This is a genomic window from uncultured Streptomyces sp. (genome assembly GCF_947488945.1).
Taxonomy (GTDB): Bacteria; Actinomycetota; Actinomycetes; order Streptomycetales; family Streptomycetaceae; genus Streptomyces.
In genome coordinates this window covers 1-12,506 of sequence record NZ_CANLBS010000017.1, presented here as the reverse complement: position 1 = coordinate 12,506, position 12,506 = coordinate 1, and the positions used below count along the sequence as shown (strand labels likewise).

Here is a 12,506-nt window from a genome sequence, read left to right as displayed (position 1 = left end):
GCTGCTGCGGTGACCTCGACCGACGAATACACCGCGTACATCGCGGGCCTCCCCCGCGTCCTCGCGGGCGCCGCCTGCCTCTTCCGTGACGACCGGGGCCGCGTCCTGCTGGTCGAGCCCAACTACCGCGACGGGTGGGCGCTGCCCGGCGGCACCGTCGAATCGGACACCGGCGAGGGGCCGCGCCAGGGGGCCCGTCGTGAGACGGCGGAGGAGATCGGCCTCGACCTGGGCCCCGGCCGGCTGCTCGTGGTGGACTGGGTGCGCGGGCCGGGCCGGCCGCCGATCGTCGCGTACCTGTACGACGGCGGGGTGCTGACGGATGATCAGTTCGCCGCGATCCGCCTCCAGGAGGAGGAGCTGCTGTCGTGGAAGCTCGTCGACCGCGCGGACCTCGGCAGCCATCTGCCCGGTGCGCTGGGTTCGCGGGTGAAGACGGCCCTGGAGGTACTGGACACCGGTGCGGGCACCGCCGAGCTGGAGGACGGCGCGCCGGTGGGGGGCTGAGGCCCGTGCGCCGGCCGCCCCGCCGGAATCCGGTCGCAGCGGAATCCGGTCGCGGCGGACGGCTGCCACTCCGTAGCCTCGGCGCATGGCACTCGTCGCGATCCTCAGTGGCGCCGGCGTCTCCACGGACTCCGGCATCCCCGACTACCGGGGTCCGCGCGGCCTGTGGCGGCAGGACCCGGAGGCGCAGAAGCTCGTCACGTACGAGCACTACATGCGGGACCCGGAGATCCGCCGCCGGTCCTGGCGGATGCGCCGTGACACCGCCGCCCTGCGCGCGCAACCGAACGCCGCCCACCGGGCGGTGGCCGAACTGGAGCGGTCCGGGACCCCGGTGCGGGTGCTCACCCAGAACGTCGACGGCCTCCACCAGGCGGCCGGGCTCTCCGCCCGCAAGGTGGTCGAGCTGCACGGCACGGCCCACGGCACGACCTGCACCCGCTGCCACGCACGGGGGACGATGGCCGACGCGCTGCGCCGGGTCGGGGCGGGCGAGGACGACCCGGCGTGCACGGTCTGCGGCGGGGTGCTGAAGGCCGCGACGGTGATGTTCGGCGAGCGACTGGACCCCGAGGTGCTGGCCCTGGCGGTGGGTGTCGCCAAGGCGTGCCAGGTGTTCGTCGCGGTCGGCACGACGCTCCAGGTGGAACCGGCCGCCTCGCTGGCCGGGCTCGCCGTGGAGCACGGCGCCCGGCTCCTGGTGGTGAACGCGGAGCCGACGCCGTACGACGCGCTGGCCGACGAGGTCGTGCGCGAGCCGATCGGCACGGCGCTGCCGACGCTGCTGAAGGAGCTGGCGGGCGCGGGGGCGTAGCGCGGGGGCCGCCGCCGCGGCCGGTCAGTCCTCCAGTTCGGCCTGGAGGCGGCGCGAGGGACGGAAGACGTACAGGTCGAGGATGTCCGGCCGGTCCGCGATCCCCGGACCGCCCTCGGCCGCCCAGCGGGCGATGTCGGAGACCGCGTCGGGGTCGTTGACCAGGCCGAACCAGACCGGCCGTCCGCCCGCCCGGCGTCCCTCGGCGGAGGGCTGCACCACGAAGACGTTGCCCTGGTCGCAGGCGTCCAGGCACTCGACGGCCCGTACGGTGGCCCGCCCGTCCACCGCCGCCCGGAGCCGGGTGAGCTGCCCCGCGTGGTCGACGCCGGGGATCTTCGGGGTGCCGCAGCAGCACCCCCGGCAGACGCTGACGGTGGGCCGGGGGGTGCCGGGCCCGGTTCCGGGCTTGCGGGGGCGGCGGCTCATGCGGGGGCGCTTGCGGTGGTGGGGTCGGCGATCACCGGGCGACTCTACCGACCGCACCGGCACCCCGAACACCCGCACGAGCGCCGGGGGCGGTGGGGTACCGTAGGGGGCGCGAAGGGGAGTAGCCCCGCAAACCGGTCGTCGACACACTGGAACCTCGCGGTTCCCGGTGGCCGGGCCCGTGGATCATTGGTCCCGGGCGGGCGAGACCTTCGGTCAGGTATGACGCGCCCGTGTCCTGCGGGCGTACACGGTCATGCCGGGCCGAGTGGTCCTCCGGAACAGCCCGTGCGGCGCTTCGCGAAGGCCCGGGGCCCGGCTCCCAACAGAAAGCCACCCGGAATGCACCTCGACCCCCTGGCGATCCTCACCGCCTTCGGGCTCATCTTCCTCGCCGAACTGCCGGACAAGACGATGTTCGCGTCCCTGGCGATGGGCACGCGGATGAAACCGCTGTACGTCTGGTTCGGCACCTCTTCGGCGTTCATCGTCCATGTCGCGATCGCGGTCGGCGCGGGCGGGCTGCTCGGCCTGCTGCCCGACTGGATCGTGAAGCTGGTCTCCGCCGCACTGTTCGCGTTCGGCGCGTTCATGCTGCTGCGCTCGGGCGGTGACGACGAGGAGGAAGAGGACGAGGTCAAGACCGTCACCGGGTTCTGGCCGGTGTACGCGACCGCGTTCATGGCGGTCTTCATCAGCGAGTGGGGCGACCTCACCCAGATCACCACCGCCAACCTCGCCGCGAGCAACGGCGCCTGGTCGACGGCCATCGGCTCCGCCGCCGCCCTGATGTCGGTCTCGGCGCTGGCGCTGCTCGCCGGGCGGTTCATCGCGAAGCGGGTGCCGCTGAAGACGGTGCAGCGGATCGGCGGGATCTGCATGCTCGGCCTGGCGCTCTGGACGCTGGTGGAGATCTTCACGGGGTGAGCGGCGCAGTGCCTCGACCCGGCGGGCGGCGGCGGGCGGGGCGGTGGGCGTACGGTCTGCCGCCGTGCGCGCCGCCGTTCCCTTCGACGGGCCGGTCCGGGACGCGAGCCCCCGGGGCACGGCCGGCGGCACGGCTACGGCTCGCCGGCCGCCCCGACCCGGATCACGCGCCGCCGGCTCCGGGGAACGCCTCCGGTCCGTCCCGGTCCGCGAGCTGCTCCCCGGGAGCTACGTCCGGGCGGACCATCGGCCCGACGCGGACGACGCACCGCCCCGAGCGGCGGACAGTCGCCCGACGCGGACTGACCTGCGCCCGCGCCGTACGCACCGGGACGGCGGGCACGAACCGGCGGCACGGCGGTCCCGCCGTACGGCGGCACGGCGTCAGAACAGCGCCGCCGGCGCGACCGGCACCGTGCCGCCGCTCTCGAACGCCAGCAGGCGCTGCTTGCGTTCGAGTCCGCCCGCGTAGCCGGTGAGACTGCCGGAGGCTCCGATGACGCGGTGGCAGGGGACGATGATCGAGATCGGGTTGCGGCCGTTGGCGAGCCCCACCGCGCGGGACGCGCCGGGGCGGCCCAGGCGGTCGGCGAGTTCGCCGTAGGAGCGGGTGGTGCCGTAGGGGATGCGCCGCAGCTCCTCCCAGACCAGTCGCTGGAAGGGTGTGCCGGCCATGTGCAGCGGCAGGTCGAACTCCCGGAGCTCGCCCGCGAAGTAGGCGTTCAGCTGGCGGACCGCCTCGGCGAACGGGCGCTCGTCCGGATCGCCGAAGGTCTCCTGCGGCGGGCGGTGGCGGTGCTCGGCCATGTAGACGGCGCTGAGCACTCCGCCGGTCGCCACGAGGGTCAGCGGACCGTAGGGGCTGTCGACGACGGTGTGCGCCACGTCGGTGCGCGGGGCGGTGCTGGGCGGGGCGACGGTGGGTGCGACGTCGGTGCGCGGGGCGGTGACGCGGGTGCTGGTCATGTCCGGTCGTTCCTCCGGTTCGGGCGGGTCAGGCGGGAAGCTGGTTGATGGGGTGGCCGTCGACGGTCCACAGGTACTGGACCGCGTAGGCGCGCCAGGGGCGCCAGCGGCTCGCCCGCGTGATGAGCGCGGCCGGGGTGGCGGGCAGACCGAGCCGCTCGGCGGCGCGGCGGATGCCGAGGTCGGTGGCGCAGAAGGCGTCCGGGTCGCCGAGCGCCCGCATCGCGATCACCTCGACGGTCCACGGGCCGAAGCCGGGGAGCGCGGAGAGTTCCGCACGGGACCGCTCCCAGTCGGAGTCGGCGTCGAGCCGCAGCGAGCCGTCCGCGAGCGCCCCGACGAGCGTGGTCAGGGTGGTCCGGCGGCTGCGCGGGAGCGCGAGCGCGTCGGGGTCGAGACCGGCCAGTGCCTCGGCGGTCGGGAAAAGGTGGGTCAGACCGCCCTCGGGGTCCTCGACGGGGACCCCGTGCGCGGTGACCAACCGGGCGGCGTGGGTACGGGCGGCGGCCGTGGAGACCTGCTGGCCGAGCACCGCGCGCACGGCGAACTCGGCGCCGTCGACCGTGCGGGGGACGCGGCGGCCGGGTCCCTCGTCCACCAGGGGGGCGAGCAGCGGGTCCGAGCGGAGCTGGGCGTCGACCGCGACCGGGTCGGCGTCCAGGTCGAGCAGGCGGCGGCAGCGGCTGATGGCGAGGGTGAGGTCGCGCGGGTCGGTGAGCTGGAGCCGGCAGGCGATGTGGTCGTCGCGCGGGGAGAGCGCCACGATGCCGTGGCCGTGCGGCAGGGTGAGGGTGCGCCGGTACGCGCCGTCCCGCCACTCCTCCACGCCGGGGACGGCGGTAGCGGCGAGATGGCCGAAGAGGTTGCTGGGGTTGAGCGGCGCCCGGTACGGCAGTCGCAGTGTGATCACGCCCGGGGCGGCGGGCGCCTGCGGTCCGCGGCCCGCGCGGGCGCGCAGCTCGCCGGGGGCGAGGGCGAAGACCTCGCGGACGGTGTCGTTGAAGGTCCGGACGGAGGCGAAGCCGGCCGCGAAGGCCACCTCCGCCAGGGGCAGGGCGGTCGTCTCGATCAGCACCCGGGCGGTCTGGGCGCGCTGGGCGCGGGCCAGCGCCAGGGGTCCCGCGCCGACCTCGGCGAGGAGCTGGCGTTCGACCTGCCGGGCGGAGTAGCCGAGCCGGGCCGCGAGTCCGGGGACTCCCTCGCGGTCGACGACGCCGTCCTGGATCAGCCGCATGGCGCGGGCGACGGAGTCGGCGCGGGCGTTCCACTCGGGCGAGCCGGGGCTGGTGTCCGGCCGGCAGCGCTTGCACGCCCGGAAACCGGCCTGCTGGCAGGCTGCGGCGCTGGGGTAGAACGTCATGTTCCGCACCTTGGGCGGCACCACGGGACAGCTCGGGCGGCAGTAGATGCGGGTGGTCAGTACCGCCGTGAAGAACCAGCCGTCGAAGCGGGCGTCCTTCGACTGGACGGCCCGCACGCAGCGCTCGGTGTCGGTGTGCATGCTCCAAGCATCGGTCACCGCGGAAGTGGAAGCTGGCGAGAATCCGACATGGGGGTCGGCGGACCGGGGCCCCCGGCGCGCCCCGCACCTCAACGGTCCCCCGCGTGCTCCGGAGCGCGCCGGTGCGTAGCCCTCCGGAGCGCGCCGGTGCGTAGCCCTCCGGAGCGCGCCGGTGCGTAGCTCTCCCGGCACGCCCGCTCATGCTCCGGCGCGCACCGCGGTCCCTGCTCCGCCTCTCGGAGCCACTCGGCACCCCGCGCCCGGCACACCGCCCCCTGCGCCCCGTGCCCGGTCACGCCTCCGCGCGCAGGCGGCGCCAGACGGCGCGGGCGGCGTGGTGGCCCGGCATGCCGTGGACGCCGGGGCCGGGCGGGGTGGCGGACGAGCAGAGGAAGACCGCGGGGTGCGCGGTGGCGTACGGGACGCGGGCCAGGGCCGGGCGGACGACGGTCTGGAGCCCGGCGAACGCGCCGCAGGCGATGTCGCCGCCGACGTAGTTGGCGTTGTGCGCGGCGAGCTGCGGCGGGCCGGAGACGGCGCGGGCCAGCACCAGGTCGCGGAAGCCGGGGGCGAACCGTTCGAGCTGGCGCTCGATGACCTCGGTGGCGTCGCCCTCCCAGCCCGCCGGCACGTGCCCGTACACCCAGAAGACGTGACGGCCCTCCGGGGCGCGGGACGGGTCGATCAGGCTGGGCTGGGCGGTGATGAGGAAGGGGACGTCGGGGTCACGGCCCTCGACGGCGGCGCGCAGCGCGGCGTCGATCTCCGGTGCCGTCGGCCCGACGTGCACGGTCCCTGCGCGGCGCGCCTCCGGCGAGGTCCAGGGCACCGGTCCGGAGAGCGCGTAGTCGATCTTGAACGCGGCGGCGCCGTAGCGGTAGCCCCGGTAGGCGTCGCCGAGTCCGGCGATGCGGGCGAGGGCGGTCGGCGAGGTGTCGAAGACGTACGCGCGGGCGGGCGGCAGTTCGTCCAGGCGCTTGACCTCGACGCCGGTACGGATCGTGCCGCCCTGCTCGCGCAGGTACGAGGCGAGGGCGTCGGCGATGGCCTGCGAGCCGCCGCGCGGCACCGGCCAGCCCTTGGCGTGCGCGGCGAGCGCGAAGAGCAGGGCGATGCCGCCGGTGGCGATGCCGCTGGTGGGGGCGATGGCGTGGGCGGCGAGGCCCGCCATCAGGGCCCGTGCCTTCTCGTCCCGGAAGCGGCGGGACAGGAGGGTGGCGGGTTGCAGGGCGTCGAGTCCGAACCGGACCCAGCGGTACGGGTCGCGGGGCAGGCCGAGCCAGGGCGTGCGCAGGAAGTCCTGCGCGAGGGTCTCCCAGTGGCCCACGTAGGGGGCGACCAGCCTGCGGTACGCACCGGCGTCGCGCGGTCCGAGGGACATCGCGGTCTCCCCCACGCCCCGGTTCAGCACGGCGGCGGTGCCGTCGGGGAACGGGTGGGCGAGGGCGAGTTCGGGCTGGAGCCATTGCAGGCCGTGCCGGGCGAGCGGCATGTCGGCGAACGCCGGGGAACCGATGCCCAGCGGATGCACGGCCGAGCACGGGTCGTGGCGGAAGCCGGGCAGCGTCAGCTCCTGCGTGCGAGCCCCGCCGCCGACGGTGTCGGCGGCCTCGAACACCTCCACGGCGCAGCCCCGGCGGGCCAGTTCGGCGGCGGCGGTCAGTCCGTTGGGGCCCGCCCCCACCACGACGGCATCGAGCATCGACGGCATCCTGGGACTCCTTCGTCGGGCGACCGGCAAGGGGCACAGGATATTCGTCCGCGCCGGCGGCGGACCGGCGGGTAGTCTCCGCCGCATGACCCGGCCCCCCTCCGAGCCCGACATCGCGGACCTCTCGGCGCGCTTGGCCTCCGTCCCCGGGGTCCGCGCCGTCGCCCTGGGCGGCAGCCGCGCACGCGGCGCCCACCGCCCCGAGTCGGACTGGGACCTGGGCGTCTACTACCGGCGCCCGCTCGACCTCGGAGCGCTCGCCGCCGTGGCGGCACGGGCGCAGGGTTCACCGGCCGAGGTGACGGGTCCGGGCGGCTGGGGACCGTGGGTCGACGGCGGTGCGTGGCTGCGGATCGACGGTGTCGCGGTGGACCTGATCCTGCGCGACCTGGACCGGGTGCGGGCGGTGTGGGCGGACTGCCGGCGGGGGCGGTACGAGGTGGGCGTCCAGCCGGGCCACCCCCTCGGATTCTGGTCGCCGTGCTATCCGGGCGAAGTGGCGCTCGGTCGGGTACTGGCGGACCCCGAAGGGGAGTTGGCGGCGCTGCGGGCGGAAACCCTGCACTATCCCGAGGCGTTGCGCCGTGCGCTGGTGGACGCCTCGTGGGAGGCGGAGTTCTCGGTCGCGTCGGCCGAGAAGTCGGCGCCCCGCGGCGACACCCTCCACGTGTCTCTGTGCCTGTCCCGGGCGTTCGGCGTGCTGGCGCAGGCGCTGCACGCCCACCACCGGGTCTGGTGCCTCAACGAGAAGGGCGCCCTGGCCGCCGCCGCGGCCCTGCCGGACGCTCCCCCGGGGTTCGCGGAGCGGGCGGGGGCGTGCCTGCGCGGTCTGGACACGGCGTCGGTACGCGCGGCGGGCGACCTGGTGCGCGAGGTGCGGGCGGCGTTGGGCCGCTGAGCCCCCGGACGTTCCGTGATCCAGGGCGTGGGCGCGCGGGGCGTTTCGGGCGCGGGCGCGCGGCACGGCCTCGGGCACGGGCGCGCGGCGGGGTCTCGGGCGACGGTGCGCGGCGGGGCCTCAGGCACCTGTGCGCGGCACGGCCTCGGGCGCCGACGCGCCGCGTGGTCTCAGGCTCCGGTGCGCAGGGCGGTGAGGACGGTCTCGACGGTCGCCGTGTCCCGGCCGATCACGAACGGCAGGTCGTTGCCGCCGGCCAGGCGGAACGGGGCGCCGGACAGCGTGGCGTGGGTGCCGCCCGCCTCGGCGACCAGCAGCAGCCCCGCCGCGTGGTCCCAGGCGTACTCCCAGTTGAAGGCGAGGGCGTCGAGGTGGCCCCGGGCCACGGCGAGGTATTCGAGTCCGGCCGATCCGCACGGGCGGGCGTCGATCCCCTCGGTTCGCAGACCGAGCAGCGCCCGCTTCTGGGCCTCGTCGGTGTAGTCGGGGTGGGACATGGCGACGCGCAGCACCGCGCCGGGGGCGGGCGAGCCGGACCGTATCGGCGCTCCGTCGACGGTGGCGCCGCAGCCGCGTACGGCGACCGCCATGACGTCGAGGGCGGCGGCGTACGTCCACGAGGCGAGCAACTCGCCCCGGTGGGCCAGCGCCACCAGGGTGCAGAAACCGGTCTCGCCGCGCACGAACTGGCGGGTCCCGTCGACGGGGTCCACGATCCACACGGGCGCGTCGCCGGTCAGCGCCTCGTACACCGACGGATCGGCGTGCACCGCCTCCTCGCCGACGACGACGGAACCGGGCAGCAGCTTCGTCAGGGCGGCGGTGAGATGCTCCTCGGCGAGCCGGTCGGCGGTGGTGACCAGGTCGTGCGGGCCGTTCTTCTGCACGATGTCGCTGTCGGCGAGCTGACGGAACCGGGGCATGATCTCGGCGGCCGCCGCGGCGCGGACCGCCGCCCCGACCCGCGCGAGCGGGCCGTCCGTCTCCGGTGCGGACGCCTGCGGGGAGGCGGTGCGGTGGGCGGGGCCGGCGTCCCGCACGAGGGCGGCGAGGAAGTCATCGATCATGCGTCCACTTTTGCACGGCGCCCCGGGCCGGTGGCGGGGGCCCGGAGAACCGGCGGGTGCGGGCGGCGGAACTCTGGGCGAACGGAGGGGCGCGGCCCGCCCCCGCGCCGCCCGCCCCCGCCGCCCGCCCGGTTCCGTCAGCCGGTGGGTGCGGGTGCCAGGGAGAGGTACAGCCGGGTTCCCCCGGTACGGAAGCCCACCCGCTCGTAGACGCGGCGGGAGCCGTCGCCGCCGTACTCCAGCCAGACGGATTCCGCTCCCCGATCGAACATGGCTCCGGTCAGTGCGGCGGTGACGGCTGCCGCGATACCCCGGCCGCGGAAGGCGGGGCGGGTGCCGACCCCGGCGAGCTCGCAGGTGCCGACGGCGGGGGCGGAGCAGGACGCGCCCCCGGCGCAGGAGCCGTCCGGGGCACGGACGAAGCGCACCGCACCGCCGCCGTCCTCGGTCCGCCGCAGCCGCGCGGCCCCTTCGGGCGACGGGGCGAACACCCCGCCGAACGCCTCACCGAGCGCGGCGTCGATCGCGCGGAAGTCCTCGTCGCCGTACGGTGCTTCGACCGCCGGGCCACCGGCCTCCGGGCCGGGCGGCACGACCAGGGCGGCCGGGGTGCACAGGAGGTAGGTGTGCTCGGCCTCGGTGGTGAAACCGGCGTCCCGCAGGGCCCGTTCGGCGCCGGGCGCCGCCGCGGGGGCGAATTCGAGCCGGGGCAGCAGGCCCCGGGACCGGAACGCGTCGATCAGGGCCCGCACGTCGGCCGGGGTCGGCTCGGCGCCGGGCAGCGGGGTGGCGTAGTTCAGGTGGGGGCTGGTGGTGGCGGGGTCGAACCCGGCGACGAAGCCTCCGGTCTCGACGGCTTCGGGCCGGCGGCGGAGATGGGTGACGGCGAAACGCTGGACGATGGTGTCCACGGTGGTGGTGACCTCACGGGAAGACGGATGGACGTACCCCCGCCGGACCGGCGGGTGGGCACGCGGGCATGTCGGACCGCTCCCCCCGCGCGGGGGGAGGGCGGCGGTGCGGGTGAGCACCGCGTCGTGGGGCCGCCGTACGGTGACGGACGGTTCACTGCCGGTCCCGCCGCGCGACGACGGGCGGGACGCACCGGGCCTGCCGCTTCGGGGAAGCGGGAGGCTCAGGACCGACGGCGGCCGCTGAGGGGCGCCGCAACCATGGACTTCGTTCCTCTGCCTGGGACGGTGTGCGCGCTCCGGGGGCGGAGGCGCGGGCCACTGTGGCACGGCGGAAGCGCGACGGGCAAGGCGTTTTCCCCGGCGGCGTGTGCGTGTGCGGGAGCGGGGTCTGTGGGGCGGGGTGCCGCGTCCGGTGGGGCGTACTGCCGTACCGGCACGCGCCCGGCGTCCCCGTACGACGGGGCGCGCATTGGCGCTGGACGGGTGATCCGTCCTACGGTCGATGGGTCAGTGACCGCCTGCTCAGGAGATGTGCGACATGGCAAAGATTCTGTTCGTGATGACCGGCGCCGACTTCTGGACGCTGGCAGACGGCACCAAGCACCCGACCGGTTTCTGGGCGGAGGAGGCCGCCGCCCCGTACGAGGCGTTCAAGGGAGCGGGTCACCAGGTCGTGGTGGCGACCCCCGGCGGCGTCGAGCCGACGGTGGACCGGGGCAGCCTGGCGCCCGGGGCGAACGGCGGCCAGGAGGGGGCGGACCGGGTGGCCGCGACGCTGGAGGCGATGACGGAGCTGCGGGAGCCGGTGCGGCTGGAGGACGTGGAGCTGGAGGACTTCGACGCGGTGTTCTACCCCGGCGGACACGGCCCCATGGAGGACCTGGCGGTCGATCCGGTCTCGGGCGCCCTGCTGGTGGAGGCGCTGGACTCGGGCAAGCCCCTCGGCGTCGTCTGCCACGCGCCGGCGGCCCTGCTGGCCGCCGTGCGGCCGGACGGCACTCCCGCCTTCGCCGGCTACCGGCTGACCGGCTTCACCAACGCGGAGGAGACACAGGCCGGGCTCGCGGACAAGGCCAAGTGGCTGCTCCAGGACCGCCTGGTGGAGATCGGCACGGACTTCCGGGAGACCGACCCGTGGGCCCCGTACGTGGTCACCGACCGCAACCTGATCACCGGTCAGAATCCGGCGTCCTCGGCCCCGTTGGCGCAGGAGATGCTCAAGCGGCTCTCCTGACCGGCCCGTCGCCCGAGGCCGGCCCCGTGATCGCTCCCGCCCGCCCGGCTCAGTACCAGTCGCGGCGGGCGGGCGGCTCGCAGAGTTCGAGGACCACGTCCCCGGTGTCCGCCTCGTCCGCCGGCACGGGACGGACCCGCGCCCCGGCCTCCACCAGGTGCGGGGCGGCGCCCACGACGCGGCAGCGGAAGACGAAGCCCTCGGGGAACCGCACCAGCGACTCGTTGCGGGCGTCCTGGGTGTAGCGGTGCACGACCGAGGTGCGCACGACCACTCCGTCGCCCGTGCTGCGCTCGGGGGTGAAGTCGCTCGACGCGCACACCGGACAGAGCAGGCGCCGGAAGGACGCGGTGCCGCACCAGCGGCAGCGCTGGTAGAGCAGACCGCGCTCGTCGTCGGTCCCGTGCTGTGCGGTTGCGGTGTTACTTGCCGTCTGGAACATGTCGCGACCCCCTTGGCGCTCGGCTCAGTTGCGCCACACCTCGCTCATCGGCGCAGAACTACCGTATGGCACTGAGTGTCGAACGGTAAAGACACTGAGTGCCGGTTATTTGCTCAGCTTTCGCCGACGGCGGCTTCTATCTGCTGCACGACGCGCCACATCGGCGTCCCGCGCTGCGCGACCATGACGATCACGTCCCGGTCGACACCCTCTCCGCCCTCCCCGCAGTACGCGCAGGGTGCGCCCGGCGAGGACGGGACCGCGGCACCCGGGGCCGTAGCGCCCGAGGACGGGGCAGCCGGGGACGCGGCACCCGGGGACGCAGAGCCCGGGGGCGGTGCGCTCCACATCTCCCGCACGAGGGCCAGCCCTTGCTCGACGGCGGACTCGGCGTCGCCCTTGCCGCCCGAGCGCAGCCACAGCCGCAGCCCGTTGTTGTGCGCGGCCACCACGGAGGCGGCGATCACCTCGGCCCGCAACGCGCCGTCCGGCAACTCCCGGTAGGAGCGCCTGAGATGATCGCCGTAGGTCTTCTCGTACCGCCGGACGAAGGAGAGTTCGTAGGTCCGCAGGCCGGGCACCTCCCGGGTCAGCAGGTAGCGCCGCACGGAGAACTCGGGCTTGGCCGCGTACATCCCGAGCACGATCCGGGCGGCCGCGCAGACGTCAGCGACCGGATCACGGCCGTCCGCGGCCTCCAGGAAGGCGGTGGTCTCGGCCAGGCAGCTCTCGTGGTCGGGGAAGACCACGTCCTCCTTCGAGGGGAAGTAGCGGAAGAACGAACGCCGCCCGACCCCCGCACGGGCCACGATGTCGTCCACCGTGGTCCGCTCGAAGCCCTTCTCCACGAAGAGTTCGAACGCCGCGGAGGCGAGCACCTCTCTCATGGGGACCTTCTTCGCCGGCCTGCGCTCATCCGTCATGCCGCGCAAGGTAGCACCGCGAGCCCTCATATGACACCACGTACCTTTACAGAGGGTACTGAGTGCCATAATCTCGGCGTTACCAAAGACCCCCAGGTAGGAGAGCCGGCGTGAGCTTGAGGATCGTTGTCCCTGTGAAGTTTGTGCCCGACGCGACCGGTGAGCGGCGTTTC

General features: G+C 75.0%; 13 protein-coding genes. 5 read left to right on the top strand and 8 right to left on the bottom strand.

From position 1 onward, the window contains the following. Positions 1–9 precede the first annotated feature (9 nt). Both Q0994_RS24045 and Q0994_RS24040 read left to right on the top strand, forming a co-directional pair. The gene (locus tag Q0994_RS24045; RefSeq protein WP_299538213.1) at positions 10–507 is read left to right on the top strand and encodes an NUDIX hydrolase; all 498 of its coding nucleotides are present in this window, start codon (positions 10–12) and stop codon (positions 505–507) included. 85 nt (positions 508–592) lie between these two features. After that, entirely contained in the window at positions 593–1,321 is a 729-nt protein-coding gene (locus tag Q0994_RS24040; RefSeq protein WP_299538211.1) for a Sir2 family NAD-dependent protein deacetylase, read from the top strand. Positions 1,322–1,345: 24 nt separating this feature from the next. On the opposite strand, the gene Q0994_RS24035 is transcribed toward Q0994_RS24040, so the two are convergent. Then, positions 1,346–1,750, bottom strand: coding sequence for a (2Fe-2S) ferredoxin domain-containing protein (locus tag Q0994_RS24035; RefSeq protein ID WP_299538210.1), 405 nt, complete (start codon positions 1,748–1,750; stop codon positions 1,346–1,348). A gap of 342 nt (positions 1,751–2,092) precedes the next feature. Between Q0994_RS24035 and Q0994_RS24030 the strand changes: the two genes are divergently transcribed. After that, on the top strand, positions 2,093–2,677 hold the full coding sequence (locus tag Q0994_RS24030; RefSeq protein ID WP_299538208.1) for a TMEM165/GDT1 family protein: 585 nt from the start codon (positions 2,093–2,095) through the stop codon (positions 2,675–2,677). A 384-nt stretch (positions 2,678–3,061) separates the two neighbouring features. Here Q0994_RS24030 and Q0994_RS24025 read toward each other — a convergent pair whose 3' ends face one another. The 3 genes from Q0994_RS24025 to Q0994_RS24015 form a co-directional block, all read right to left on the bottom strand. After that, a complete protein-coding gene (locus tag Q0994_RS24025; RefSeq protein WP_299538206.1) occupies positions 3,062–3,643 on the bottom strand; it encodes a methylated-DNA--[protein]-cysteine S-methyltransferase in 582 nt (193 codons plus the stop codon). A 28-nt stretch (positions 3,644–3,671) separates the two neighbouring features. After that, a complete protein-coding gene (locus Q0994_RS24020) occupies positions 3,672–5,144 on the bottom strand; it encodes an AlkA N-terminal domain-containing protein (RefSeq protein WP_299538204.1) in 1,473 nt (490 codons plus the stop codon). Positions 5,145–5,436: 292 nt separating this feature from the next. Then, positions 5,437–6,855, bottom strand: coding sequence for an NAD(P)/FAD-dependent oxidoreductase (locus tag Q0994_RS24015; RefSeq protein WP_299538203.1), 1,419 nt, complete (start codon positions 6,853–6,855; stop codon positions 5,437–5,439). Positions 6,856–6,940: 85 nt separating this feature from the next. On the opposite strand from Q0994_RS24015, the gene Q0994_RS24010 reads away from it, so the two are divergent. Further along, a complete protein-coding gene (locus tag Q0994_RS24010; RefSeq protein ID WP_299538201.1) occupies positions 6,941–7,753 on the top strand; it encodes a nucleotidyltransferase domain-containing protein in 813 nt (270 codons plus the stop codon). 170 nt (positions 7,754–7,923) lie between these two features. Here Q0994_RS24010 and Q0994_RS24005 read toward each other — a convergent pair whose 3' ends face one another. Both Q0994_RS24005 and Q0994_RS24000 read right to left on the bottom strand, forming a co-directional pair. Continuing rightward, positions 7,924–8,820, bottom strand: a complete 897-nt coding sequence (locus tag Q0994_RS24005) for an inositol monophosphatase family protein (RefSeq protein WP_299538199.1) — start codon at positions 8,818–8,820, stop codon at positions 7,924–7,926. Positions 8,821–8,957: 137 nt separating this feature from the next. Further along, on the bottom strand, positions 8,958–9,731 hold the full coding sequence (locus Q0994_RS24000; RefSeq protein WP_299538198.1) for a GNAT family N-acetyltransferase: 774 nt from the start codon (positions 9,729–9,731) through the stop codon (positions 8,958–8,960). A gap of 541 nt (positions 9,732–10,272) precedes the next feature. Between Q0994_RS24000 and Q0994_RS23995 the strand changes: the two genes are divergently transcribed. Further along, the gene (locus Q0994_RS23995) at positions 10,273–10,968 is read left to right on the top strand and encodes a type 1 glutamine amidotransferase domain-containing protein (RefSeq protein ID WP_299538197.1); all 696 of its coding nucleotides are present in this window, start codon (positions 10,273–10,275) and stop codon (positions 10,966–10,968) included. Between the two features lie 49 nt (positions 10,969–11,017). Here the strand turns inward: Q0994_RS23995 and Q0994_RS23990 are convergent, their stop codons facing one another. Together Q0994_RS23990 and Q0994_RS23985 are read right to left on the bottom strand one after the other, a co-directional pair. Then, complete coding sequence (locus Q0994_RS23990; RefSeq protein ID WP_299538196.1) at positions 11,018–11,410, bottom strand: Zn-ribbon domain-containing OB-fold protein; 393 nt, start codon at positions 11,408–11,410, stop codon at positions 11,018–11,020. Positions 11,411–11,523: 113 nt separating this feature from the next. Further along, positions 11,524–12,333, bottom strand: coding sequence for a TetR family transcriptional regulator (locus Q0994_RS23985; RefSeq protein WP_299538195.1), 810 nt, complete (start codon positions 12,331–12,333; stop codon positions 11,524–11,526). Between the last annotated feature and the right edge of the window lie 173 nt (positions 12,334–12,506).